General features: G+C 68.2%; 23 protein-coding genes. 17 read left to right on the forward strand and 6 right to left on the reverse strand.

What is annotated here, in order from left to right:
- Positions 1-161 precede the first annotated feature (161 nt).
- Positions 162-1,148: an EF-P lysine aminoacylase EpmA gene (gene epmA, locus GRB96_RS06930; protein ID WP_161431455.1), complete on the forward strand. Its 987-nt coding sequence runs from the start codon at positions 162-164 to the stop codon at positions 1,146-1,148.
- Here the strand turns inward: epmA and asd are convergent.
- The 3 genes from asd to rsgA form a co-directional block, all read right to left on the reverse strand.
- Positions 1,145-1,981, reverse strand: coding sequence for an archaetidylserine decarboxylase (asd, locus tag GRB96_RS06935; protein ID WP_161431456.1), 837 nt, complete (start codon positions 1,979-1,981; stop codon positions 1,145-1,147). The genes epmA and asd overlap by 4 nt on opposite strands.
- A gap of 222 nt (positions 1,982-2,203) precedes the next feature.
- On the reverse strand, positions 2,204-3,034 hold the full coding sequence (locus GRB96_RS06940; protein ID WP_161431457.1) for a sulfurtransferase: 831 nt from the start codon (positions 3,032-3,034) through the stop codon (positions 2,204-2,206).
- Positions 3,035-3,096: 62 nt separating this feature from the next.
- A complete protein-coding gene (rsgA, locus tag GRB96_RS06945; RefSeq protein WP_161431458.1) occupies positions 3,097-4,131 on the reverse strand; it encodes a small ribosomal subunit biogenesis GTPase RsgA in 1,035 nt (344 codons plus the stop codon).
- Between the two features lie 95 nt (positions 4,132-4,226).
- Between rsgA and orn the strand changes: the two genes are divergently transcribed.
- Positions 4,227-4,832 (forward strand): oligoribonuclease, encoded by a 606-nt coding sequence (orn, locus tag GRB96_RS06950; RefSeq protein ID WP_161431459.1) that lies wholly within the window; start codon positions 4,227-4,229, stop codon positions 4,830-4,832.
- Between the two features lie 144 nt (positions 4,833-4,976).
- Here orn and queG read toward each other — a convergent pair whose 3' ends face one another.
- Positions 4,977-6,080, reverse strand: coding sequence for a tRNA epoxyqueuosine(34) reductase QueG (queG, locus tag GRB96_RS06955; protein WP_161431460.1), 1,104 nt, complete (start codon positions 6,078-6,080; stop codon positions 4,977-4,979).
- Positions 6,081-6,206: 126 nt separating this feature from the next.
- Between queG and GRB96_RS06960 the strand changes: the two genes are divergently transcribed.
- The 11 genes from GRB96_RS06960 to GRB96_RS07010 all read left to right on the forward strand — a co-directional run bounded on the left by GRB96_RS06960 (position 6,207) and on the right by GRB96_RS07010 (position 19,226).
- Entirely contained in the window at positions 6,207-7,724 is a 1,518-nt protein-coding gene (locus GRB96_RS06960; RefSeq protein ID WP_161431461.1) for an NAD(P)H-hydrate dehydratase, read from the forward strand.
- A 17-nt stretch (positions 7,725-7,741) separates the two neighbouring features.
- Entirely contained in the window at positions 7,742-8,251 is a 510-nt protein-coding gene (gene tsaE / locus GRB96_RS06965; protein WP_161431462.1) for a tRNA (adenosine(37)-N6)-threonylcarbamoyltransferase complex ATPase subunit type 1 TsaE, read from the forward strand.
- Positions 8,248-9,696, forward strand: a complete 1,449-nt coding sequence (locus GRB96_RS06970; RefSeq protein WP_161431463.1) for an N-acetylmuramoyl-L-alanine amidase — start codon at positions 8,248-8,250, stop codon at positions 9,694-9,696. The genes tsaE and GRB96_RS06970 overlap by 4 nt, the downstream gene beginning before the upstream one ends.
- A gap of 16 nt (positions 9,697-9,712) precedes the next feature.
- Complete coding sequence (gene mutL, locus GRB96_RS06975; protein WP_161431464.1) at positions 9,713-11,668, forward strand: DNA mismatch repair endonuclease MutL; 1,956 nt, start codon at positions 9,713-9,715, stop codon at positions 11,666-11,668.
- Between the two features lie 4 nt (positions 11,669-11,672).
- Positions 11,673-12,611: a tRNA (adenosine(37)-N6)-dimethylallyltransferase MiaA gene (gene miaA / locus GRB96_RS06980; protein WP_161431465.1), complete on the forward strand. Its 939-nt coding sequence runs from the start codon at positions 11,673-11,675 to the stop codon at positions 12,609-12,611.
- A 101-nt stretch (positions 12,612-12,712) separates the two neighbouring features.
- A complete protein-coding gene (gene hfq / locus GRB96_RS06985; protein ID WP_161431466.1) occupies positions 12,713-12,961 on the forward strand; it encodes an RNA chaperone Hfq in 249 nt (82 codons plus the stop codon).
- 8 nt (positions 12,962-12,969) lie between these two features.
- Positions 12,970-14,292: a ribosome rescue GTPase HflX gene (hflX, locus tag GRB96_RS06990; RefSeq protein WP_161431467.1), complete on the forward strand. Its 1,323-nt coding sequence runs from the start codon at positions 12,970-12,972 to the stop codon at positions 14,290-14,292.
- An 84-nt stretch (positions 14,293-14,376) separates the two neighbouring features.
- Complete coding sequence (gene hflK / locus GRB96_RS06995) at positions 14,377-15,609, forward strand: FtsH protease activity modulator HflK (RefSeq protein ID WP_161431468.1); 1,233 nt, start codon at positions 14,377-14,379, stop codon at positions 15,607-15,609.
- Entirely contained in the window at positions 15,610-16,494 is an 885-nt protein-coding gene (hflC, locus tag GRB96_RS07000) for a protease modulator HflC (RefSeq protein ID WP_161431469.1), read from the forward strand. It abuts the gene before it with no gap.
- A gap of 199 nt (positions 16,495-16,693) precedes the next feature.
- Positions 16,694-17,869, forward strand: coding sequence for an ATP phosphoribosyltransferase regulatory subunit (locus tag GRB96_RS07005; protein WP_161431470.1), 1,176 nt, complete (start codon positions 16,694-16,696; stop codon positions 17,867-17,869).
- A 61-nt stretch (positions 17,870-17,930) separates the two neighbouring features.
- Positions 17,931-19,226 carry an adenylosuccinate synthase gene (locus tag GRB96_RS07010; RefSeq protein WP_161431471.1) on the forward strand — a complete coding sequence of 432 codons (1,296 nt, stop codon included), beginning with the start codon at positions 17,931-17,933 and terminating at the stop codon, positions 19,224-19,226.
- Positions 19,227-19,307: 81 nt separating this feature from the next.
- Here the strand turns inward: GRB96_RS07010 and cobO are convergent, their stop codons facing one another.
- Together cobO and GRB96_RS07020 are read right to left on the reverse strand one after the other, a co-directional pair.
- Positions 19,308-19,907, reverse strand: a complete 600-nt coding sequence (gene cobO / locus GRB96_RS07015; RefSeq protein WP_161431472.1) for a cob(I)yrinic acid a,c-diamide adenosyltransferase — start codon at positions 19,905-19,907, stop codon at positions 19,308-19,310.
- Between the two features lie 67 nt (positions 19,908-19,974).
- Positions 19,975-21,471 (reverse strand): RimK family protein, encoded by a 1,497-nt coding sequence (locus tag GRB96_RS07020; RefSeq protein ID WP_161431473.1) that lies wholly within the window; start codon positions 21,469-21,471, stop codon positions 19,975-19,977.
- A gap of 177 nt (positions 21,472-21,648) precedes the next feature.
- On the opposite strand from GRB96_RS07020, the gene GRB96_RS07025 reads away from it, so the two are divergent.
- The 4 genes from GRB96_RS07025 to pepN all read left to right on the forward strand — a co-directional run bounded on the left by GRB96_RS07025 (position 21,649) and on the right by pepN (position 25,885).
- On the forward strand, positions 21,649-22,140 hold the full coding sequence (locus GRB96_RS07025; RefSeq protein ID WP_161431474.1) for a GNAT family N-acetyltransferase: 492 nt from the start codon (positions 21,649-21,651) through the stop codon (positions 22,138-22,140).
- 41 nt (positions 22,141-22,181) lie between these two features.
- A complete protein-coding gene (locus GRB96_RS07030; RefSeq protein ID WP_161431475.1) occupies positions 22,182-22,667 on the forward strand; it encodes a YajQ family cyclic di-GMP-binding protein in 486 nt (161 codons plus the stop codon).
- A 149-nt stretch (positions 22,668-22,816) separates the two neighbouring features.
- A complete protein-coding gene (locus GRB96_RS07035; protein WP_161431476.1) occupies positions 22,817-23,188 on the forward strand; it encodes a YbaN family protein in 372 nt (123 codons plus the stop codon).
- 66 nt (positions 23,189-23,254) lie between these two features.
- Positions 23,255-25,885, forward strand: coding sequence for an aminopeptidase N (pepN, locus tag GRB96_RS07040; protein ID WP_161431477.1), 2,631 nt, complete (start codon positions 23,255-23,257; stop codon positions 25,883-25,885).
- The last annotated feature ends 52 nt before the right edge of the window (positions 25,886-25,937 follow it).

The raw sequence follows: 25,937 nt of genomic DNA on the forward strand, positions 1-25,937 counted from the left end.
GGGACAGGTCGAAGCGGAGGTCCTATGCCACGGATGGCATCGGTAGCGCCCAGGGATGGGTTTACAGCGCCTCCGCGTAGGCCTGTCGCCGGATAAGCCGCGGCTTTGCACTATGAAGGCCACGCTTATGCGTGGCCTTGGCGATTCTGGAGACCCTGAAGATGATCGACGACTGGCGCCCCACGGCGACCATCGTGACCCTGCGCGAGCGGGCGCGGTTGATTGCCGAGGTGCGCACCTTCTTCGCCGAGCGCGGCGTGCTGGAGGTGGAGACCCCGGTGCTTGGCCATGGCGGCAGCACCGATGTGCATCTCGCGTCGCTATCCGCCGAGGCCACCACGCCTGCCGGGCGCGAGCGGCTGTGGCTGCAGACCTCGCCGGAGTTCGCCATGAAGCGGCTGCTGGCGGCGGGCGCAGGGCCTATCTTTCAACTGGCGCGCTGCTTTCGCGACGGCGAGGTGGGGCGGCGCCACAACCTCGAATTCACCATGCTGGAGTGGTACCGCCCGGGCCTCCCTCTCGCTGCCCTCATCGAGGAGACCACCGATCTGGTGCGCCGGGTGCTGGGCCGAGAATCGGGGGATGACCCCGTACCTCTGCGGCGTCGCCGTTATCGCGAGCTGTTCCGGGAGGCCCTGGGCATCGACCCCTTCACCGTGCCTATCGAAACGCTGCGTCGGCTGGCGGCGGAGCGGGGCGGACTTGCCATGGACGATGCCCCTCGTGACGACTGCCTCGACCTGCTGATGAGCCTGGTCATCGAGCCGCAGCTGGGGCGGGGCGGGGTCGAGGCGGTGGTGGACTACCCGGCGAGCCAGGCGGCCCTGGCCCGGCGCCACCGAGACCCCGAGGACGGGGAGTGGGTGGCCTCGCGGTTCGAGCTCTATCTTGAGGGGCTGGAGCTCGCCAACGGCTACGACGAACTCACCGATGCCGCCGAGCAGGCCGCGCGCTTTGCCGAGGACAACGCCACCCGACGGGCGGCGGGGCTGCCGGAGGTAGACGTGGACGTGCGCCTGCTGGCGGCACTCGAGCACGGCATGCCAGCGGGCAGCGGCGTGGCACTTGGCATCGACCGGTTGATCCAGCTGGCGCTGGGCCACGAGAGCGTGGCGGAGGTCATGGCCTTCGCCACGCCGCGCTGTTAAATCGCCCCCAGCGACTGCCCCATCTGCACCTTGGCGCCGGGCTCGAGGCCGTCGGCGAAGTCCACCGGCTCACTGAACGCCATCACCACCGTGGAGCCGAGCTTGAAGCGGCCCATCTCCGCGCCCTTCTCGAGCCTGATCGGGGTGTCGAAGCGAATGCGCTGCAAGTCACCCTTGGGCAGCGGGGTGATCTGGCCCGCCCATACCGTCTCGATGGCGGCGACGATCATCGCCCCCACCAGCACCATGGCCATGGGGCCCTGTTCGGTGTCGAAGTGGCACACCAGGCGCTCGTTGCGGGCGAAGAGGCCGGCGACATGTTCGGTGGTGGCGGCGTTGACCGAAAAGAGCCGTCCCGGCACGTAGACCATCTCGGTCAGGGTGCCGGAGAGAGGCATGTGTACCCGGTGGTAGTCGCTGGGCGAGAGGTAGACCGTGGCGAAGCTGCCGCCCAGGTAGCGGGTTGCGGCCTCCACGTCGCCACCCAGCAGCGCCTCGGCGGAGAAGCGGTGCCCCTTGGCCTGCATCAACTGGCCCGCCTCGATGGTGCCGAACTGCGAGAGCCGCCCGTCGGCGGGGCTGACCAGCCCCTCACTAATGGGGCGCACGCCGTCCTTCAGCGCCCGGGTGAAGAAGTCGTTGAAGGTGGCGTAGGCCGTCGGATCCGGCTCGACGGCCTCGGCCATGTCCACCCCGAAGCGCCGGATGAAGGTGCGCACCAGGGCATTCTTGATCACCGGGTGGCGACACTCGGCGAGTTGACCCACCAGCCGCGAGAGCAGGTGGTGGGGCAGGGGGTACTGGATCAGGGCAAACAGCTTGGATAGGGACACTAGGCGGGGAGCTCTCTAAGGCTTAGGGGTATTGGTTGTAGGAGGGAGGCTCCGCCTCGCGACTGGAGGCCGAAGGCCTCCCGGTAAGGTTGCAAGGCTTGGGCAACACCACCAGTGCGCCTGACGGCGCCAATCGCGATGCAGAGCCGGGATGCCGGACCGATCCCTCCTACAGTTCGCTTGCACGTTGATGTGCCAAGCGCCATTTTTGAAGTTTCCAGCTTACTTCTCGACCGGGGTGTCGTCGCGATTGCCCCACTCCTTCCAGGAGCCGGCATAGCCGCGGATCTTCTCGAACCCCAGCGCCTTGCCTACCAGCCAGGTGAAGCCGCTGCGGTGGTGGCTCTGGCAGTGGGTGACCACTTCCATATCCGGGGTCAGGCCCAGCGCCTCGAGCTCGGTGATCAGTTCGGCATAGTCGCGGATGCGCAGGCCGCGCTCGCGGTCCATGGCCTGGGTCCACTCCAGGTTTACCGCGCCGGGAATATGGCCCAGGCGCTTGTTCTCGCCCTTCTCGCCGCGATACTCCTCGGGGGAGCGGGCGTCCCATATCGCGAAGCCCTTCTCGTCCAGGCGCTCGACCAGTTCGCTGCGCTCGATCTGCACCTCGGGCCGGAGGATCTCCGCCTCATACTCGCTGGGAGTGGGCCGGCTCGCCTCGCTTTCGAGCGGCTTGCCCGCCTCGCGCCAGGCGTGGATGCCACCGTTGAGGTAGGAGTAGCGGGTGTGGCCGATCAGTTCCAGGGTCCACAGCAGGCGACCCGCCCAGCCACCGCCCTCGTCGTCGTAGGCGACCACGTGGGTGTCCCGGGTCAGGCCCAGTTCGCTGAACAGCGCCGAGAGCTGCTCGACGGTGGGCTCGAGGCATGGCACCTCGCCTTGGCCGCGCATCAGCCGGGCCTTATCGAGGAACACCGCGCCAGGCACGTGGCCCTCGGCGTAGCTCTCGGCGCGCATCGGCACGTCGACGATCAGCAGCGAGGCATCGTCGAGATGCTCGGCGAGCTCTTCCGGCTCGACAATCAGCGGCAGCAGGTTGGCTTCGGAACTCATGGGGCTCTCCTTTCCGGTATCAGGGGCTGGCCTGGTGTCAGGTCCTTGGTCTCTGCGCGCCCTCAGCTCGCCTCCAGCGAGTCGAGAATGCGGCGGTAGCTGGCGAAGCGCTCGGGATGAATCTCGCCACGTTCCACCGCTTCCAGCAGGGCGCAGCCGGGTTCCTGGCGGTGGCGACAGTCGCGGAACCGGCAGTGGCCCAGGAAGGGGTGGAACTCGATGAAACCCTCGGTGACCTGCTGCTCGTCGAGGTGGATCAGGCCGAATTCGCGAATCCCCGGGGAGTCGATCAGTTCGGCACCCTCCGCTTCCGGCAGGCGATAGAGCCGTGCGGTGGTGGTGGTATGGGTTCCCTTGCGTGAATCCTTCGACAGCTCGCCGATGCGAAGTTCCTCGTCGGGCAGCAGGCGGTCGATCAGCGACGACTTGCCCACGCCGCTCTGGCCCACGAATACAGAGGTGCGGCCGGCGAGGCGGGCATGCAGGGTGTCGAGGCCCCCCTCACGCTCGGTGGTGGTGGTCACTACCGGGTAGCCCAGTCCCTCGTAGCGGCGCAACAGCGCCATCAGCTCGCCACCGTCATCGGGCAGCAGGTCGACCTTGTTGAGCACCAGCACCGGAAGGATCCCGGTAGCCTCAGCGGCCACCAGGTAGCGGTCGATCAGGTTGGGGTGGGGCTCGGGCTCCACCGCGAAGACGATCAGGATCTGATCGATATTGGCCGCCACCGGCTTGAGCTGGCCGCGGGCATCGGGGCGTTCGAGCACGCTTGCACGCTCGCCGCGGGCCACCACCACGCCCTCCACGGTGCGTCCCTCGGCATCCGTCCTGCCGCGCCACACCACCCGGTCACCGGTGACCAGGCCCTCGAGGTTGGCGCGCAGGTGGCAGCGTATCACCTCGCCATCGGCGTCCGGTCGCACGTCCAGAGTGCGCCCGAAGTGGGCGATCACCCGACCCGGCTGCTCGGGACCGTAGTCCCCCGCGGCGAGCAGCTCGTCCTCCGGGACGTCACGTCGGGTCGCACGCTCGGCGCGTTCGGCCTGGATCTTCTCGATACGCCAGCGCTGCTGGCGGCTCAGCTTGCGTTTGCTCATGAGGCCCTGATGCTCGGTACAATGAAGGCATTGTACTCATCCATGACGCCGGCTGTCGCCAGGTTGCGAGCCGGCCCCGCAGGAGAAGGCTTTCCATGAGTTCGCAAGCGTCAGCGAAAGAGAGCAAGCAGGATCCCCGCAAGCAGCGCCTGGTGTGGATCGATCTGGAGATGACCGGGCTGGACCCGGAGAAGGAACGCATCATCGAGGTGGCCACCCTGGTCACCGACGCCGAGCTCAACGTGGTCGCCGAGGGACCGGTGATTGCGGTCAGGCAGCCCGACGCCCTGCTCGGGGCGATGGACGAGTGGTGCACGAAGACCCACGGCGAGTCGGGGCTGACCGCGCGGGTGCAGGCCAGCGATATCGACACCGCCGAGGCCGAGCGGCGTACCCTCGAGTTCCTGCGCGAGCATGTCGACTCCGGCACCTCGCCGATGTGCGGCAACAGCATCCATCAGGATCGCCGCTTCCTGGAACGCGAGATGCCCGAGCTGCTGGCCTTCTTCCACTACCGCAACCTGGATGTCTCCACCCTCAAGGAGCTGGCCAAGCGCTGGAATCCCGGCGCCATGGCCGGCTTCAAGAAGCGCAACGTGCACCTGGCCATGGACGACATCAAGGAGTCCATCGCCGAGCTGGCCCACTACCGCGAGACCTTCCTGCGCCTGCCGGGCCAGTGGAGCGACGAGGAGGAATAGGCCTCGTTGGCACAGGCGCGGCTTTTCCGGCGTCGGGTCCGATCGGGGGCGCTGTGAACCCATCCATGGGCGCTACCTCGGCCGTCCCTGGTCCTCGGACCCCCTCCGGACCAGCCCCCGGCGCCGCTCACTACCGCGGTGTCCTCAAGCGCTAGTAATGACGTTCTGGCGCCTTTCCTGCTGCCGGCCCAGCGCCCAGCGCACATGCTCGCGAACCAGGTCGGAGGGGTAAGCCAGCCGCGCGCGCAGCGCGGCCTCCACGGCTACGCTCCAGGGGGCGTTGCCCAGCCCTACGGCGAGGTTGCGCAGCCAGCGCTCATAGCCGATGCGGCGGATCGGGCTGCCGGCGGTCTTGTCCAGGAACTCCTCCTCGCCCCAGGCGAACAGCGACAGCAGGCTGGCGCGGTCGAGATCGTTGCGCGGCGTGAAGTCCTTCTCGGCAGTGGGGGTGGCGAAGCGGGTGAAGGGGCAGACCAGCTGGCAGTCGTCGCAGCCGAACACGCGGTTGCCCATGGCCTCGCGGTAGCGCTCGGGAATCACGCCGAACAGCTCGATGGTCAGGTAGGAGATGCAGGCCCGGGCGTCCACCACGCGGTCCTCGACGATGGCGCCGGTGGGGCAGGCCGTGCGGCAGGCGCTGCAGCTGCCGCAGTGCTCGCCCTCGAAGGGCGGGTCCACCGGCAGCGGCAGGTCGGTATACAGCTCGCCCAGGAAGAACAGCGAGCCGGCCCGGGGGTTGAGCAGCATGGCGTTCTTGCCGACCCAGCCGAGCCCCGCCTTGCGGGCGAGGGCGCGCTCCATCACCGGTGCCGAGTCGACGAAGGCGCGGTAGCCGAAGGGCCCTGCCTCGGCCTCGATCCACTTGGCCAGCGTCGCCAGACGCTTGCGCATCAGCTTGTGATAGTCGCGGCCGGTGGCATAGCGCGATACATAGGCCGTCTCGGGCCGCTCCAGCGTGGCCAGGGTCTCCACCTCGGCGGGCAGGTAGTCCAGGCGCACGCTGATCACCCGTATGGTGCCCGGCACCAGCTCGGCGGGGCGGGTGCGCTTGGTACCGTGCTTGGCCATGAAGCCCATCTCGCCATGCTGGCCGGCATCCAGCCAGCGCGAGAGGCGCGCCTCATCCTCGGCCAGGTCGACATCGGTGATGCCGAGCTGCTGGAAGCCGAGTTCGACTCCCCAGGCCTTGATGCGCTCGGCCAGGGCATGCAGATCGGGGGCGTCGGCGTGGACAGACGAGGAAGACATGATCGCGGAAACACCGTGCAGGGGGCCTGCGTCACTTGGCGCAAGCCACGAAGGCTTTACACTGTTCGATAAGCGCGTTCATCGAACCATCGCCATGATAAAGCATTGCCACCCGGGAGACACCGCATGGCCGACAGCCATCCTGCCGTATCGCTGCACCCGCTCTACCGTGCCGAGCAGGTGCGTGAGCTCGACCGGCGGACCATCGCCGGTGGCATCGAGGGCTTCGCCCTGATGCAGCGCGCCAGCGCTGCCGCCTGGCAGTGCCTCAGGGAGCGCTGGCCCGAGGTTCGCTCGCTGACGGTGCTGTGCGGCGCCGGCAACAACGGCGGCGACGGCCATGTGCTGGCCGCCCTGGCCGCCGCGGAGGGGCTTGCGGTGCAGCGCATCCTGCTCAAGGAGCTCGACGAGCTGAGTGGCGATGCCCGCCGTGCCGCGGACATGGCAACCGCAGCCGGCGTCGGTGCCGAGCCGTGGAGTCCCGGCATGGCGTTTTCCGGCCAGCTGCTGGTGGATGCCCTGCTGGGCACCGGTCTCGATGGCGAGGTGCGCGGCGGCTTCCGCGAGGCGATCGCGGCGGTCAACGCGAGCGCCAAGCCGGTGCTGGCCATCGATATTCCCTCGGGATTGCATGCCGACAGCGGCGCGGTGCTCGGCGAGGCGGTGCGTGCCGCCGCCACCGTGACCTTTATCGGCGACAAGCTGGGGCTGCATACCGGGGCGGCAGCGGATCATGTCGGCGAGCTCGCCTTTCGGGCGCTCGGTGTGGACGCCCTGGCCGAGGCCGACCTGCTGCCCGCCGCCCGCCTGCTCGATGCCTCCTTGATAGAGGCCTGGCTGCCGCCGCGTGCCCGCACTACCCACAAGGGGGACTGTGGCCATGCGCTGATCCTGGGCGGAGCGCCCGGCTTCGGGGGGGCGGCGCTGCTGGCCGCCGAGGCCTGTGGGCGCCTGGGAGCGGGCAAGGTGAGCCTGGCTACCGCACCCGAGCACGTCACCGCCAGCCTGGTGCGGCGTCCCGAGGTGATGGCCCACGGTGTCCGCGGTGCCGCCGATCTCGGCGCGCTACCCACCCTTGCCGACGTGCTGGTGGCAGGGCCTGGCCTGGGGCAGGGCAGCTGGGGGCAGGGCGTGCTGCAGGCGGCGCTGGCTGCCGGCAAGCCGCTGGTGGTGGATGCCGATGGCCTCAACCTGCTGGCCGCACACTTCGCCGGGATGCGCCGTGAAGACTGGATCCTGACACCGCACCCCGGCGAGGCGGCCCGCCTGCTGGGTTGCACAGCCGCCGAGGTCGAGGCGGATCGCCCCGGAGCGGCGAGGGCGCTGCGCGAGCGCTGGGGTGGCGTGATCATCCTCAAGGGCGCGGGCAGCCTGGTCGAAGGCCCCGCAGGGATGGCCGTCTGCCCCTTCGGCAACCCGGGCATGGCCAGCGGCGGAATGGGCGATGCGCTCTCCGGGATGCTCGGCGCCCTGCTGGCCCAGGGTGTGCCCCTGGAGAGTGCCGCCCGGCTGGGCGTGCTGGTGCACGCCCGGGCCGCGGATCTCGCCGCGGCAGAGGCCGGTGAGCGTGGTCTGCTGGCCGGCGATCTGGCATCCTATGCGCGAATTCTGGTCAACCCGACAGGGTTTGATGGCGACCTGTGATGGCAAGGGCGAGGGCGATGCGGCTGCGACTCGATGACGAAGAGAGCCAGGTGGGCCTGGGCGAATGCCTGGGGCGTGCCCTGGAGGGGCGTGGGCGAGTCTATCTCGTCGGTGAGCTGGGGGCCGGAAAGACCACCCTGGCGCGCGGCGTGCTGCGTGCCTATGGCCATCGCGGCGCGGTGAAGAGCCCCACCTACACCCTGGTGGAGCCCTACGAGCTCGATGGGGTGCGGGTCTACCACTTCGATCTCTATCGGCTGGGGGATCCCGAGGAGCTGGAGTTCATCGGTGGTCGCGACCTGCTCGGCGACGACGCCCTGAGCCTGATCGAGTGGCCCGCCCGTGGCGCCGGCTGGCTGCCCGCCCCCGACCTGCGCATCGAGCTTGGCGTGGTCGGCAGTGGCCGAGAGGCCCGGCTGGAGGCGCACAGTGCGCATGGACGAGCCGCCCTGGCCCGCCTGGACGCCATGCCCGCCGTCGCCGAATGGCGCCTCGCCGATGGTCGTCGCAAGGGGAGTACCCCATGAGGTTGGCTGCCCTGCATCGTCTGCTGGCACTGGGTGCATTGCTTCTGGCTCCGCTGGCCGGAGTGCAGGCCGGCGAGGTGGAGAACCTGCGCCTGTGGGCGGCGCCCGATCATGCGCGGCTGGTCTTCGACCTGGCATCGCCCACCCGGGCCGATGTGTTCTCCCTCGACAATCCGCGCCGCCTGGTGATCGATCTGGACGATAGCCGCATGGGGGCCGATCTCGACGGCCTCGACCTGACCGGTAGCGCCATCAGCCGCATCCGTTCCGGCGTGCGGGATGGCAGCGGTCTGCGCGTGGTGCTCGACCTCGAGCGCGAGGTGGACCCGCGGCACTTCTCCCTGGCGCCCAACGACCAGTACGGCCACCGCCTGGTGGTGGACCTCGAGTACCCCGGTGAGAGCGCGGTGGAGGACCCCATCGACCCCATCGAGGCGATGATCCGCGAGCAGGAGATCGCCGCCAAGCGTGCCCAGGCCCAGGTCGATCTCGGCGGCGCGGCCGCGGTGCCAGAGCCCGAGGCGCCGGTGCAGCGTGCCCAGCCCCATCCCCGGCGCGATATCATCATCGCCATCGATGCCGGTCATGGTGGCGAGGACCCGGGTGCCATCGGCCCCGCGGGGACCCGCGAGAAGGACGTGGTGCTGCAGATCGCCAAGCGCCTCCAGCAGCGGGTCAACGCCACCGAGGGCTTTCGCGCGGTGATGATCCGTGACAGCGATTACTATGTGGGGCTGCGCCAGCGTACGCGCATCGCCCGCGAGCAGAAGGCGGACTTCTTCGTCTCCATTCACGCCGATGCCTTCAACAGCCCTCGCCCCAACGGCAGCTCGGTCTATGCGCTCTCCCAGCGCGGGGCTACCTCCGAGACCGCCCAGTGGCTGGCCGAGAGCGAGAACCAGGCCGACCTGATCGGCGGCGTGGACGGCAACCTGTCGCTCAAGGACAAGGACGAGGTGCTGCGCGGCGTGCTGCTCGACCTGACCATGACCGCGACGCTCAACGACTCCCTCTCCATCGGTGGGCAGGTGCTGGACCGCATGGGGCGCGTCAATCGCCTGCACAAGTCGCGGGTGGAGCAGGCCGGCTTCGTGGTGCTCAAGTCACCGGATATTCCCTCGCTGCTGGTCGAGACCGGCTTCATCTCCAACCCCGAGGAGGAGCGGCGTCTGCGCGATTCGGGCCACCAGGAGAAGATGGCCCGGGCCATCTTCGCCGGCCTGGAGGAGCATTTCCGCACCAACCCGCCACCGGCCAGCCTGCTGGCCTGGCAGCGCGACAACGGGCGGAGTACCGCCGGCAACGAGTACCGCATCCAGCCGGGGGACACCCTCTCCGAGATCGCCTCGCGCCATAACGTGCCGGTGGGCCGCCTCAAGCAGGCCAACGAGCTCAATGGCGACGTGATCCGGGTCGGCCAGGTACTGCGCATCCCCCGTTCATGACGTCCCCTGGAGCCCTATGACCGAACAGCGTCGTATCCGGATTCTCGATCCGCGCCTGGCCAACCAGATCGCCGCCGGCGAGGTGGTCGAGCGGCCCGCCTCGGTGGTCAAGGAGCTGGTCGAGAACGCCATCGATGCCGGCAGCTCGCGCATCGAGGTGGAGCTGGAGGCCGGCGGTGCCCGGTTGATCCGGGTGCGCGACGATGGCAGCGGCATCGGTGAGGATGACCTGCCGCTGGCGCTGTCGCGCCACGCCACCAGCAAGATCGTGTCGCTGGAGGAGCTCGAGGGGGTGGCGAGCCTGGGCTTTCGCGGCGAGGCGCTGGCCTCGATCAGTTCGGTGTCGCGACTGGAGCTGGTCTCCAACCCCGCGGAGGATCCCACCGCCGGCTGGCGCGTGGTAGCGGAGGGCCGCAACATGGAGCCCCGCGTCTCCCCGGCGCCGCACCCCCGTGGCACCTCGGTGACGGTGCGTGACCTGTTCTTCAATACGCCGGCGCGGCGCAAGTTCCTGCGCACCGAGAAGACCGAGTTCGGCCACGTCGAGGAGGCCTTCCGTCGTCAGGCGCTGTCGCGCTACGACATCGGCTGGACCCTGCGCCATAACCACAAGACCGTCCATCAGCTGCGCCCGGGGGAAGACATGGCCAGCCGCGAGCGGCGCATCGCCGCGCTGCTCGGCAAGGCGTTCCTCGAACACGCCCTGCATCTGGACCTCGAGGCCTCGGGCCTGCGCCTGTGGGGCTGGGTCGGCCTGCCCACCCACTCCCGGGCCCAGGCCGACCAGCAGTACTTCTTCGTCAACGGCCGCGTGGTGCGCGACCGCCTGGTGGCCCACGCCGTGCGCCAGGCCTACCGTGACGTGCTCTTCCACGGCCGCCACCCGGTGTTCGTCCTCTACCTGGAGGTCGACCCGTCGGTGGTCGATGTCAATGTCCACCCCACCAAGCATGAGGTGCGCTTCCGCGACGGGCGCCTGGTCCACGACTTCCTCTTCTCCAGCCTGCACCGGGCGCTCGGTGAGGCTCGTGCCGGCCAACCGGGGGTTGGGCCTGGCGAAGAGTCCGACGAAGGCGGCGACCAGGGATCCAGCGGGAGCAGCGAGGCGGGTGCCGCGCCGCAGCGGGTGGCCGAGTCTGCCGGGCGCTGGCAGCAGCAGCCCATGTCACTGCCGAATCGCGAGGAGGGGGGCAAGGTGACGCCCGACAGGGTGCGGGCCTTCATGGAGGGCTATCGCAACCTGCATCCCGATCACGAGGAGACCCTGCTAACGCCGCAGCCCGCGGCGCCCGGCGCCGGTGGTGCCGCGGCCGACCTGGCCGTGGCCGAGCGCCAGGCCAAGCAGACCACGCCACACGCGCCGCTGCCCGAGCAGGACGACACCCGGGCGCCGCCGCTGGGCTATGCCGTGGCACAGCTGCACGGGGTCTATATCCTCTCCCAGAGCGAGCGTGGCCTGATCCTGGTGGACATGCATGCCGCCCACGAGCGTATCGTCTACGAACGCATGAAGACCCAGGTCCATGGCGGTCGCCTCGAGGCCCAGCCGCTGCTGGTGCCGGTCTCGCTGGCGGCCAGCCCCGCGGAGGTGGCCACCGCGGAGAGCGAGCGCGAGGCCTTTGCCCGGCTGGGCGTCGAGCTCGATGTCGCCGGCCCCGAGACCCTGCTGGTGCGCCAGGTGCCGGCGCTGCTGGCCGATGCCGACGTGGAACCGCTGGTACGCGAGATGCTCGCCGACCTCGAGCGCTACGGGCGCTCGGACCGCCTCGAGGCACATATCAACGAGCTGCTCTCCAGCATGGCCTGCCACGGCAGCGTGCGTGCCAACCGCCGCCTGACCCTGGCGGAGATGAATGCCCTGCTGCGCGACATGGAGCGCACCGAGCGCAGCGGTCAGTGCAACCACGGCCGCCCCACCTGGACCGAGATGAGCATGAAGCAGCTCGACCGCCTCTTCATGCGGGGGCAGTAGGCCCATGATCGATAAGCGCCCCCCCGCGATCTTGCTGATGGGTCCCACCGCCGCCGGCAAGACCGACCTCGCCATCGAGCTCCATGAACGCCTGGGCGTGGAGCTGATCAGTGTCGACTCGGCCATGGTCTATCGTGGCATGGACATCGGCAGCGCCAAGCCCTCGGCGCAGGAGCTGGCCCGCGCGCCGCACCGGCTGATCGATATCCGCGATCCTGCCGATCCCTACTCGGCGGCGGAGTTTCGCGAGGACGCCCTGCGTGAGATGCGCGAGATCAGTGCCGCGGGCCGGGTGCCGCTGCTGGTGGGCGGCACCATGATGTACCTCAAGCAGCTGCTGCATGGCGTGGCCAACCTGCCGAGTTCCGACCCGACGGTGCGCGCCGAGCTCGAGGCCGAGCTTGCTGCCCGCGGCATGGCCGCCCTGCATCAGGAGCTTGGCCGCGTCGACCCGGGCTCGGCGGCGCGAATCCACCCCAGCGACCCCCAGCGGCTGCTGCGCGCCCTGGAGGTCTTTCGCATCAGCGGGCGGACCCTCAGCGAACTGTGGGCCGAACAGCGCCCGGAAACCTTTCCCTGGCGTACGCTGTCGATAGGGCTCGCGCCGGGCGAACGGCTCGTGCTGCACGAGCGTATCGCCACACGCTTTGCGGCCATGCTCGAGGGTGGCCTGATCGAGGAGGTCGACGCCCTGCGGTCGCGCGGCGATTTGACGCCGGCGCTGCCCTCGATGAAAAGCGTAGGGTATCGTCAGGTATGGGAGTACCTCGACGGCGAGGTCGACCGCGCCGGTCTCGAGCAGCGCGGCATCGTGGCGACCCGGCAGCTGGCCAAGCGGCAGCTGACCTGGATGCGCAGCTGGGAGGCGCTGCACTGGGTGGATACCCTGGGCGACGACCCCCTGGCGGAGGTGTTGAAACTCGTGCGCCATTTCGGCACTTAGCGTAAGATACGGTGTTTCCTAGGCCGCTGGCCGGGCCGCTTGAAAAGGCCCCCGAAAACCCCAATAACCCAACCCCAGAGACACATCCAGGGAGAGAAAAAATGTCCAAAGGGCAGTCGCTTCAAGATCCGTACCTGAACATCCTGCGCAAGGAGCGTATCCCGGTATCGATCTTCCTGGTCAACGGCATCAAGCTGCAGGGCCAGATCGAGTCCTTCGACCAGTTCGTCATCCTGCTGCGCAACACCGTCAGCCAGATGGTCTACAAGCACGCCATTTCCACCGTGGTCCCGTCGCGCAACGTGCGACTGCCGGCCCAGGATCCTGCCGCGCCGCAGGAAGATGAGTGAGGTAGTGATTGTTTTTTGAACGCCCCGACGCCGGTGAGACGGCGGTACTCGTCCATATGGACTTCCAGGACGAAAAGGAGCGCGAGGATCCGGGTGAACTCCTGGAGCTCGTGCGTTCGGCCGGCGCCGTGCCGGCCACCCTGCTGACCGGCAGCCGCAAGCGTCCCGACTCGCGCACCTTCGTGGGCTCCGGCAAGCTCGAGGAGCTGCGCGAGGCGCTCGGTGTCCATGGCGCCGAGCTGGTGATCTTCAATCATGGCCTGAGCCCCTCCCAGCAGCGCAACCTCGAGCGCGAGCTCAAGTGTCGCGTGATCGATCGCACCGGCCTGATCCTCGATATCTTCGCCCAGCGGGCGCGTACCCACGAGGGCAAGCTGCAGGTGGAGCTGGCCCAGCTGGAGTACATGTCGACCCGCCTGGTGCGGGGCTGGACCCACCTGGAGCGCCAGAAGGGCGGTATCGGCCTGCGTGGCCCCGGCGAGACCCAGCTGGAGACCGACCGGCGGCTGCTGCGTGGGCGCATCAAGGCGATCCACAAGCGCCTCGACAAGGTGCGTACCCAGCGCGACCAGAACCGTCGCTCCCGGGCCCGCGCCGAGATTCCCAGTGTCTCGCTGGTGGGCTATACCAACGCCGGCAAGTCAACGCTGTTCAACGCGCTTACCGAATCGAAGGTCTATGCGGCCGACCAGCTCTTCGCTACCCTCGACCCGACGCTGCGGCGCCTGGAGATCGAGGATGTGGGGCCGGTGGTGATGGCCGATACCGTAGGCTTCATCCGCCACCTGCCGCACAAGCTGGTGGAGGCCTTCCAGGCGACCCTGCAGGAGGCCGCCGAGGCCAGCCTGCTGGTGCACGTCATCGACGCCGCCGATCCCGACCGCGAGCTCAATGTGGAGCAGGTCGAGACGGTGCTCGACGAGATCGGCGCCCTGGAGGTGCCGACGCTCAAGGTGATGAACAAGATCGACCTGCTCGACAGCGCACCGCGTATCGAGCGCGACGGCGAGGGGCGCCCCGAGGTAGTGTGGCTCTCGGCCCGCGAGGGCAGGGGGCTCGAGCTGCTGGAGCAGGCGCTCTCGGAGTGTCTGGCCGATGATGTCATCGATTTCGCGCTGACCCTGGAGCCCGAGCAGGGTCGCCTGCGCGCCGGCCTGCACGAGCTGGGCGCGGTGCGCGAGGAGCGCTTCGCCGAGGATGGCCAGACACACCTGCAGGTGCGGCTGCCGCGCCGCGACTTCCTGCAGCTGATGGCGCGGGTCGGCGAGCGGGCCGAAGACTACCTGCCGGCGTCGCTGAGCGAGCGTGAGGCGTGGGAGGAGACCCCCTAGACGGGGCATGAACAAGACAGGATCGCAACCGAGGCCCCGGCCGGCATCTCCGGTCGGGGCAGCAACGCATAGTGGAGAAGACCTATGGCCTGGAATGAGCCTGGTGGTGGTGGCAACCAGCACGACCCCTGGAGTGGGGGTGGTCGTCGCGGCGGCGGTAACGGCGGCGGTGGCAAGGGCGGTGGCAATCAGCCGCCGGACCTGGACGAGGCCCTGAAGAAGTTTCAGGACAAGCTCAACGGCATGCTGGGTGGCCGCGGGGGCAAGAAGGGCGGATCTGGCGGCAAGGGCGGCGGTGGCAAGCCGCGCAATGCCTTCACCCTGCCGGGCCTGCTGATCGTGGTGGCCCTGGCCATCTGGGCGGCCTCGGGCTTCTACCTGGTCGACCAGTCCGAGCGCGGTGTCGTGTTGCGCTTCGGCAAGTTCCAGGAAGTCGTCACGCCGGGCCTGCAGTGGAATCCGCCGCTGATCGACGACGTGCGCATGGTCAACGTGACCCGGGTGCGCTCGCTGACCCAGACCCAGTCGATGCTGACTCGCGACGAGAATATCGTCGAGGTCGAGATCTCGGCCCAGTATCAGGTCTCCGATCCGCGTGACTTCGTGCTCAACGTGCGCAACCCGCAGCTCTCCATCGAGAACGCCCTGGACAGTGCCCTGCGTCACGTGGTCGGCGGCACCGACATGATCGATATCCTGACCTCCGGTCGCGAGATCCTCGGTAGCTCTGTGGCCAGTCGCCTGCAGTCCTATCAGGACAGCTACGGCACCGGCATTCGCCTGCAGACCATCAACATCGAGTCCACCTCGGCGCCGGACCAGGTAATCGATGCCTTCGACGATGTCATCCGCGCCCGCGAGGATCGCCAGCGCACCATCAACCAGGGCATGGCCTACGCCAACGCCATCATCCCCGAGGCCCAGGGCCAGGCTCAGCGCATTGTCGAGCAGGGCCAGGGCTATCGCGAATCGGTAGTCGCCGAGGCGCGTGGTCAGGCCAGCCGCTTCAGCGCCCTGCTTACCCAGTACGAGGATGCGCCGGCGATCATGCGTGAGCGCCTCTACCTCGATGCTGTCAGCGAAGTGTTCGGCAATACCTCCAAGGTGATGGTCGATGTCGCCAATGACGCGCCGCTGATGTACCTGCCCCTGGATCAGCTGGGCAGAAGCGGCAGCAGCAGCGCACAGCAGGGCGAAGAGGGCGAACTCGACCCGCGGGTGCTGGAGCGCCTGCGCGGCACCCAGGGCGCCTCGTCGTCTTCCGGCAACACCAGCAACAGCAGCAACACCGGTGGTATCCGCAGGGAGGGCCGCTAAATGATCAATAATCGTTCCCTGCTCATTGTCGGCGGCCTGGCGGCCGTCGCCTGGCTGGCCAGCAACAGCCTCTACGTGGTCGACGAGACCGAGCGTGCGGTCAAGCTGCGCTTCGGTGAGATCATCGAGGAGAACATCCAGCCCGGCCTGCACTTCAAGGTGCCGATCACCCAGACGGTGCGTACCTTCGATACCCGGCTGCTGACCCTGGATACCGAGCCCAGCCGCTACCTGACCCTGGAGCAGAAGGCGGTGATCGTCGACTCCTACGTCAAGTGGCAGGTGGTCAATCCGACCCAGTACTACGAGGCCACGGCGGGTGACGAGCTGATGGCCAGCCGGCTGATCCAGCCGCGGGTCGATGAGAGCCTGCGTAACGAGTTCGGTCGCCTCGACCTGCAGCAGATCATCGCCGAGCGTCGCGATGACCTGATGACCGGTCCCACCGAGGAGCTCGACCAGCTGCTGCGCGATGAGCTGGGGGTGGCCATCCGCGATATCCGCGTCAAGCGTATCGACCTCCCCGAGGATGTCTCCTCGGCGGTCTACGAGCGCATGCGCTCCGAGCGTGAGCGCGAGGCCCGCGAGTGGCGCGCCCAGGGTCAGGAGGAGGCCGAGCGCATCCGCGCCAACGCCGACCGCCGTCGGCAGGTGCTGCTGGCACAGGCCAACGAGCGTGCCGAGACCCTGCGCGGTGAGGGCGACGCCGAGGCCGCGGCCATCTTCGCCGAAGCCTATGGCAAGGATCAGGAGTTCTTCAGCTTCTGGCGCAGCCTGAACGCCTATCGCGACAGCTTCGCTGGCGATGACAACATGCTGGTCCTGGATCCCTCCAGCGACTTCTTCCAGTACCTGAAGAGCCCCGCGCCAGGCGGCGGAGAGTAAACCATCCGGCCGGGCCTGCGGGCCCGGCCGGGGTTCATCCCCGGTGCAAACGTGGTAGACTCCTGACACCGGGCGAGGCCCGGTTTTTTTGTGGCCGTCTATCAACAAGACCGCGCCAGCCCGTCGCACGCCTGACGCTCGCCGGGCCAAGGAAAAGCGTCTTTATCACGGCCATTCACTGCCTTGCAGGATGATTGACATGACCATCGCTGACCGCTGGCTGCTGCCCGACGGCATGGACGAAGTGCTGCCACCCCAGGCGAACCGCATGGAGGAGCTGCGTCGCGCGCTGCTCGATCTCTATCACCGCTGGGGTTACGACCAGGTGATGCCGCCCACCGCGGAGTTTCTCGATTCCCTGCTCACCGGCACCGGCTCCGACCTGGCGCTGCAGACCTTCAAGCTCACTGACCAGCTCACCGGCCGCATGATGGGCATCAGCGCCGACGTCACCCCCCAGGTGGCGCGCATGGATGCCCACTCCCTCAAGCGCCAGGGCCCGGTGCGGCTCTGCTACTGCACCAACGTGCTGCGCGCCACCCCCGATCAGCACCAGGGCGGTCGCAGCCCGGTGCAGGTGGGGGTGGAGCTGTTTGGCCATGCCGGCCTCGAGGCTGACCAGGAGATACTCAACCTGGCGCTGGCCTCGCTGTCCGCCGCCGGGGCCGGGGAGATCCACCTGGCGCTGGGCCATATCGGCATCTATCGCAGCCTGGTGGAGGCCTCGGGCCTCGAAGGCGACGCCGAGCGAGCGATGTTCGAGGCCCTGGAACTGAAGTCGCCGGGCGAGCTGGCAGCCCGCGTCGAGGCGAGCATCGATGATCCGGCACTGGCCGAGATGTTCATGGCGCTCGGGCGACTGCATGGCGGCGTCGAGGTACTGGACGAGGCCCGTGAGGCCTTCGCCGAGGCGCCTGCCGCCGTGGGCGCCGCCCTGGAGCAGCTGCGCGCGCTTCTGCGCGGCGTGTTGGCCGCCCACCCCGAGGTATCGCTCTACCTCGACCTCGGCGAGCTACGCGGCTATGCCTACCATACCGGCATGATGTTCGCGGCCTATGTGCCCGGCTACGGCCAGGCGCTGGCCAAGGGCGGCCGCTATGATGACACCGGTCGCGCCTTCGGTCGGGCACGTCCGGCCACCGGCTTCTCCATGGACCTCAAGCAGCTGGCCACGCTCGCCCTCGCCGAGCCACCCCGCGATGGCATCTGGGCGCCTGCCGAGGGCGAGGGGTTGGTCGAGACCGTGATGGAGCTGCGCGCCCGGGGCGAGCGGGTGGTGCAGGCGTTGCCGGGACAACGCACCGGACCCGAGGAACACCGCTGCGATCGGCAGCTGGTGCTTCGCGCTGGCCACTGGCAGGCCGTGACACTGTAGACTGGGATACCACCTTGGCGCGACGGCCCGCCGCCGCGCGGCAACGAGAGACGAGAGAGCAATGGGCAAGAACGTAGTCGTACTGGGCACCCAGTGGGGTGACGAGGGCAAGGGCAAGGTCGTCGACCTGCTGACCGAATCCGCCGATGCAGTGGTGCGTTTTCAGGGCGGTCACAACGCCGGCCATACCCTGGTGCTCGACGGGGAGAAGACCGTCCTTCACCTGATTCCCTCAGGCATCCTGTGGCCCGGCAAGATGTGTGTCATCGGCAATGGCGTGGTGCTGTCACCCGAGGCGCTGATCAAGGAGATCCGCGAGCTGGAGGCCAAGGGGGTGCCGGTGCGTGACCGCCTGCGCCTGTCGCCGGCCTGCCCGCTGATCCTGCCCTATCACGTGCGCCTCGACCAGGCCCGCGAGAAGGCCCGCGGTGTGGCCAAGATCGGCACCACCGGGCGCGGTATCGGCCCGGCCTACGAGGACAAGGTGGCGCGTCGCGGCCTGCGCCTGGGTGACATGCTCCACCGCGAGCGCTTCGCTTCCAAGCTCGGCGAGGTGCTGGACTACCACAACTTCGTGCTGGTCAACTACCACGGCGAGCCGCCGGTAGACTTCCAGGAGGTCCTCGACAGCGCCATGCAGATGGCCGAGGAGCTGCGTCCCATGGTGGCCGATACCGTGGGCCTGGTGCATGGCGTGCGTCGCGCCGGCGAGAACATCCTCTTCGAGGGCGCCCAGGGCTCGCTGCTGGATATCGACCACGGCACCTATCCCTTCGTGACCAGCTCCAACACCACCGCCGGCGGCACCGCCACCGGTTCCGGTGTCGGTCCGCTCTACCTGGACTACGTGCTGGGCATCACCAAGGCCTACACCACCCGGGTCGGCTCCGGCCCCTTCCCCACCGAGCTTTTCGATGATCACGGTCGTCACCTGGCCGAGAAGGGTCACGAGTTCGGCGCCACCACCGGCCGCCCGCGCCGCTGTGGCTGGTTCGATGCCGTGGCCCTGCGCCATGCCGTGCAGATCAACTCCGTCTCCGGCATCTGCCTGACCAAGCTCGATGTACTCGACGGCCTGGAGAACATCCGTGTCTGCGTAGGCTACCGAAGCAAGGATGGCGAGGTGCTGGATACCCCGGTGGACTCCGAGGGCTATGAAGCCATCGAGCCGCTCTACGAGGACCTCCCGGGCTGGAGCGAGTCGACCCTTGGTGCCAAGCGCGTCGAGGACCTGCCGGCCAACGCCCGCTCCTATATCAGCTTCCTGGAAGAGAAGGTTGGCGTGAGCATCGATATCATCTCCACCGGCCCGGACCGCAACGAGACCATCGTGCTGCGCAATCCCTTCGACGGCTGAGCGAGAGCTCTCCCGGTAGACACCGTCCCGTTATCCACAGCAGGCCTCGCGCGAGCGGGGCCTGCTGCGTTCGGGGAGTGGTCAGTAGTCGATGCCGCGGCGCGCCTGTACGCCCGCATTGAAGGCGTGGCGCACTTCCTGCATCTCGGTCACGGTATCGGCCATCTCGAGCAGCTCGCGGTGGGCATTGCGCCCGGTGACGATCACGCTCTGCTCGGCGGGACGGTTCTCGATGGCGCGCCGCACGGTGTCGATGTCGAGGTAGCCGAACTTGAGCATGTAGGTGATCTCGTCGAGTACCACCAGGTAGACATCGGGGTCGGCCAGCATGCGCTCCGCCTCGGCCCACACCTCGCGGCAGGCGGCGGTATCCGCCTCGCGGTTCTGGGTCTCCCAGGTGAAGCCGGTACCCATGATGGCGACCTCGAGGTTGGGGTCCTCGACCAGCCGCTCGCGCTCGCCGCACTCCCACTGTCCCTTGATGAACTGGATCACCCCGACGCGGTAGCCGTAACCCAGTGCGCGGGTCACGGTGCCCCAGGCGGCGGTGGTCTTGCCCTTGCCGTTGCCGGTGAAGACCAGCAGCAGGCCGCGCTGTTCGGTGGCGGCGGCGACCTTCTCGTCGACGTGGGCCTTGAGTTTCTGCATCGACTGCTTGTGGCGGGTATCGCGATCGCTCATCGGGGCTCCATATGCTGTACAAGGCTTGTAGAGGAAAGCGACAGCATACGCGAGCCGTGGCCCGACGTCAGCTCCCCTGGCGTACCCGCGCCTCCATGCGTGACAGGAATACCGCCATGATGCGCTCATAGAGACCCCGACCGAGCACGGCATCCTCGATGCCGGCATCGATATTGGGGTTGTCGTTGACCTCGATCACCACCACCCGGTCACCGGCCTGCTTGAGGTCGACGCCATACAGGCCGTCGCCGATCAGCCGACAAGCCTTGAGGGCCGCCCTGATCACCGCCGGCGGCACCTCCTCCGGGGCATGGGTGGTGAAGCCGCCGCTCCTCACCCCGGCAGCGGAGTGGTCGTAGATCTGCCAGTGGCCGCGGGCCATGTAGTAGCGGCTGGCGAAGAGCACCTGGCCATCGAGCACGCCGATGCGCCAGTCGTATTCGGTGGGCAGCCACTCCTGGAGCAGCAGCAGGGCCGAGTCGTGGAACAGGCGGTCCGCCTGGTGTTCCAGCTGTGCCAGGTCGGTGACCTTGACCACGCCGCGGGAGAACGAGCCGTCGGGGACCTTGAGCACCAGCGGGAAGTCGAGGCCGTCGAGGCGTTCGGCCAGCGGGCGACGGTCGCCGCGCTTGAGCAGTACGCCATCCGGTGCCGGCACGCCGCGGGCGCGCAGCAGGGCGTGCAGGTAGACCTTGTTGGTGCAGCGCAGGATATCCCGTGGCGAATCGATCACCACCAGCCCCTCGTGTTCGGCACGGCGCGCCATGCGATAGGTGTGGTGGTCCAGGGCAGTGGTCTCGCGAATGAACAGGGCGTCGAACTCGGCGATTCGTCCGGCATCGCGGCGGGTGATCAACGAGACATCGATGCCGAGCCGGCGTCCGGCCCGGATGAAGGCCTTCAGCGCCCCGCGGTTGCTGGGGGGCAGCGCCTCCCCGGGATCGACCAGGATCGCCAGGTCGAAGCGGTAGCGGCGCCGCGACTTGGGTGTGCGCCAGACCTTGCGGGAGTGGCGGTTGAGGGCGCTGGCGAAGAGGTCCTGCTCCGCGGGTGCCAGGTCGCGCAGGCGCAGCGGCTTGAGGCGAGAAAGCCGCCACTGGTCGTGGCGGCGCACCAGTCGGGCCTCCAGCAGGGGGCAGGGCAGGCGTTCGAAGAGCTTGCGTGCCAGGCGCTCGAGGCCGGGTTGATGACACTCGCCGAACAGCACGCGCAGGGTCACGGCATCGCCGGAAAGCCGGCCGCGCCGCGCCAGTTCGCCGAGCAGCGGGGCCAGGGTATCGAGCTGCAGGTCGATCAGCGCCTTGCGCGACAGCTCGTTGAGCGTTTCCACCGTGGGCAGCACCCGCTGGCCGCGGGCCTGGGCCAGCAGCGACACATAGTAGCCGGTGCCCAGGTAGTCGAGCTCACCGCACAGGTTGATCACATGGGTAGTGCGTTCGCTTTCGGTGCCGCTGCGGTGGCGGCGGTCCAGCGAAAGGTAGTCGTCGGCGCTGATCAGGTCTTCACTGGGATAGTAGGGCTGCCAGTCGGCGAGGCGGTCGACGACGATTCGCAAGGGGCACATGGTGGCGGCTACCGGATAGGGAGGAGGGCGGCCGGGGCGGGCCGAACTGTGGCCAGAATGCGCCTGGCTCGCGGCCACGGCAAGGCGGATGCTGAGTGAAAATATTTCATGCTCCTGCCTCGCTGACATCGGCCCCGAGCACGCTCAGAATCGGCCGGGTACCCTCTGGAGAGCCCCATGACCATTCAGCTGCGTCGGGCCACCGGCCACGACCTCGACGCCCTCTTTCGCCTGGAGCAGAGCGCCTTTACCGGCGACCGCTTCTCCCGCCGCCAGCTCTGGCACCTGCTCAACCGCGCCCATGCCGATACCTGGGTGCTGGAGCGCGACGCCGAGGCGCTCACCCCGGTGCGGCTGCTGGGTTACGGTACCCTGCTGTTCCGTCACGGCAGTACCCGCGCTCGGCTCTACTCCTTCTGTGTGCACCCGGAGTTCCGCGGCTCGGGCCTCGGGCGTCAACTGCTCGAAGCCCTGGAAGGGGAGACCCGGGGGCGAGGCTGCACCCGCCTGGGGCTCGAGGTGCGCGCCGACAACCGTGCGGCGCTGGCGCTCTACCGGCGCATGGGGTTTCGGCTCGAGCGCTGGTTGCCGGAGTATTACCAGGATGGCTGCGCCGCCTGGCAGATGGTCAAGGCGCTGGAGCCTGCGGCGCCGGTGGCTCAGGGCTGATAGAATCCCCGCATCCATTTCCTACCTTGCCAGGAGCCGCCATGCCCTCCTTCGATATCGTCTCCGAGTTCGACAAGCACGAAGCCAGCAACGCCGTGGATCAGGCCAACCGCGAGGTCCAGTCGCGCTTCGATTTCAAGGGCGTCGATGCCAGCTTCGCGCTCGAGGGTGAGAGCGTGAAGCTCGAGGCCGAGGTGGACTTCCAGCTCAAGCAGATGCTCGACGTGCTGCGCAACAAGCTGATCGGCCGTGGCATCGACGCGCGCTGCCTCGATATCCAGGAACCGGTGCTCTCCGGGGTGCGTGCCCGCCAGGAGGCGCACCTCAAGCAGGGCCTCGAGCAGAAGGAGGCCAAGGACATCGTCAAGCGCATCAAGGAGAGCAAGCTCAAGGTGCAGGCGCAGATCCAGGGCGAGAAGGTGCGCGTCACCGGCAAGAAGCGCGACGACCTCCAGGCAGTGATGGCCCTCCTGCGCGGTGAGCAGGGCCCTGATCTGCCGCTGCAGTTCGACAACTTCCGCGACTGACCCGCGCGCTTCGGGGCATCGAGGGGCCGCGAAAGCGGTCCGCTCGATGCCGTTGGCGCGGAGCCCATGGCGTTCATAGGGGATGGCGATTGGCGTGCCGTGCTCGGCTGGTCTTCAATGAAGGACGAGACGTCGTCGGAGGCTGTGCCATGTCATCCATCCCCCGCCTGGCCTTCCTGCTGATCGCCTGGCTCAGTTTTGGCCTCGGCGTGATCGGTGTCTTCGTGCCGCTGATGCCCACCACCTGCTTCATGCTGCTGGCGGTATGGTCTGCCTCGAAGGCGTCGCCGAACTTCGCCCGCTGGATCCGTGAGCATCCGCGCTTCGGCCCCGCGGTGCTGGCCTGGGAGGGCGAGCGTGCCATCCCGCGCCACGCCAAGCAGCTGGCCGCCGGCATGCTGGCCCTTTCCATGTTGGTGCTGGCGCTGACTGTCAGCCTGCTGTGGCTCAAGCTCGCGCTGATCGGCGGCCTTGCCCTGCTCGGGGCCTGGATCGTCACCCGGCCGGAGCCGGCCCTGTGAGGGTGCTTTGAGCTCGGGGGGCGCGGCGCCGTACAATGGTCGCAATTCTCGACAGGAGCACCACGCATGTCCGATCCCCAGGCGACCTACCTGAGCGATTACCGTCCCCCCGCCTACCGCGTCACCCATGCCGACCTCACCTTCGACCTCGATCCCGCCACCACGCGGGTCAAGGCACGCCTGCACCTGGCGCGTCACCCCGAGCGTGAGCCGGGTGAGCCGCTGGTGCTCGACGGTGAAGGGCTGTCTCTCAAGGCCATCTCACTCGACGGCGAGCCGCTGGAGGCGGACGAGTATGCGGTAGACGACAAGCACCTGACGGTGCACCGGGTGCCCGAGGCGTTCCACCTCGACACCGAGGTGGAGATCGCCCCCGAGGCCAACACCGCCCTGGAGGGGCTCTACCTCTCCAACGGCATGTACTGCACCCAGTGCGAGGCCGAGGGCTTCCGGCGCATCACCTTCTACCCGGACCGCCCGGACGTCATGGCGACCTTCTCCACCACGGTGATCGGTGGTACCGGCGAGCCGGTGCTGCTTTCCAACGGCAACCCGGTGGAACGCGGCGAGTTGCCGGGCGGCCGCCACTTCGTCACCTGGGAGGACCCGCATCCCAAGCCCAGCTACTTGTTCGCCCTGGTGGCCGGCGACCTCAAGAAGGTCGAGGATGCCTTCACCACCGCCAGCGGGCGCGAGGTGACCCTGCAGATCTGGGTCGAGGAGGAGAACCTCGACAAGACCGATCACGCCATGGCCTCGCTGAAGCGCGCCATGCGCTGGGACGAGCAGGCCTACGGCCGCGAGTACGACCTCGACCTGTTCATGATCGTGGCGGTCAACGACTTCAACATGGGCGCCATGGAGAACAAGGGGCTCAACATCTTCAACTCGGCGGCGGTGCTGACCCATCCCCACACCGCCACCGACGCCGCCTTCCAGCGGGTCGAGAGCATCGTCGCCCACGAGTACTTCCACAACTGGTCGGGCAACCGGGTGACCTGTCGCGACTGGTTCCAGCTCTCCCTGAAGGAGGGCTTCACGGTGTTCCGTGACCAGTGCTTCTCCGCCGACACCAACTCCCCGGCGGTCAAGCGCATCGAGGATGTCGCCTTCTTCCGCACCGCCCAGTTCGCCGAGGACGCCGGCCCCACCGCCCACCCGGTGCGCCCCGACCACTACATCGAGATCGGCAACTTCTACACCCTGACCATCTACGAGAAGGGGGCCGAGGTGGTGCGCATGCTCGCCAACCTGGTGGGCGAGGCCGCCTTCCGACGTGGCAGCGACCGCTACTTCGAGCGCTTCGACGGTCAGGCGGTGACCATCGAGGACTTCGTCGACTGCATGGCCGAGGCCTCGGGACTGGACCTTTCCCAGTTCATGCACTGGTACTCCCTGTCCGGTACCCCGGAGATCGATGCCTTCGGCGAGTATGACTACGCCAAGGCCGAGTATCGCCTGATCCTGCGCCAGCGCACTCCGGCGACCCCCGACCAGCTCGACAAGCAGCCGCTGCACATCCCGGTGCGCCTGGGCCTGGTGGGTACCAAGAGCGGCCGTGACCTGCCGCTGACCCTGGATGGCGAAACGCTGGGAAGCGATGCGGTGATCCACCTGCGCGAGGCGGAGCAGGAGTTCCTGTTCACCGACGTCTCCGAGGCCCCGGTGCCCTCGCTGCTGCGCGGCTTCTCGGCGCCGGTCAAATTGCGCTTCCCCTATGGCCGCGAGGACCTGGCCTTCCTGCTGGCCAACGACTCCGATGGCTTCAACCGCTGGGATGCCGGCCAGCGCCTGGCCATGCTGGCCCTGGACGACCTGATCGCCGCGCACCGCAATGGTGTCGAGAAGGTGATGGATCCGCGGGTCACCGAGGCCTTCCGTGGCCTGCTGGAGGGGGAGCCCGAGGACCGCGCGGTGCTGGCCGAGATGATCACCCTGCCCAGCGAGGCCTACATCGCCGAGCAGCAGCCACTGGTGGACGTCGACGCCATCCACGCCGCCCGGGAGTTCATGCGTCGCGGGCTGGCCACGGCGCTGCGGGATGACTTCCTGCGCGTCTACCGCGAGAACCAGGACGACAGCCCCTACGCGCCCACGCCGGAACAGATCGCCCGGCGCAGCCTGAAGAACGTGGCGCTCGCCTATCTCATGGCCATCGAGGACGAGGACGGCGTGCAACTGGCCCGCGAGCAGTTCGAGGCCGACCACAACATGACCGACGTGCGCCATGCCCTGACCCTGCTGACCCACAGCAGTCGCGACGAGCTCAGCGAGCCGGCGCTCAAGGCCTTCGGCGAGAAGTGGGCCCATGACCCGCTGGTGATGGACCAGTGGTTTGCGATCCAGGTATCACGCCCGCAACCCGACGTGCTCGAGCGGGTGAAGTTCCTGATGCAGCACCCGGCCTTCTCGCTGAAGAACCCCAACAAGGTGCGCGCACTGATCGGCACCTTCGCCGGCCAGAACCGGGTCAACTTCCACCGTATCGACGGCGCGGGCTACCGCCTGCTGGCCGACACCGTGATCGAGCTCAACCGCCTCAACCCGGAGATCGCCGCACGGCTGATCACCCCGCTGACGCGCTGGGCGCGCTTCGACGAGGAGCGCCAGGAGCTCATGAAGGGCGAGCTCGAGCGCATCCGTGCCGAGGAGCTCTCGCCCAACGTGTATGAGGTGGTGGAAAAGGCCCTGGCCTGAACCTCCGCGTCTTCAACGACAAGCGCCGCCCCTCGGGGCGGCGCTTTCACGT

It is taken from the genome of Halomonas alimentaria (assembly GCF_009902005.1).
GTDB classification, from domain to species: Bacteria; Pseudomonadota; Gammaproteobacteria; order Pseudomonadales; family Halomonadaceae; genus Halomonas; species Halomonas alimentaria.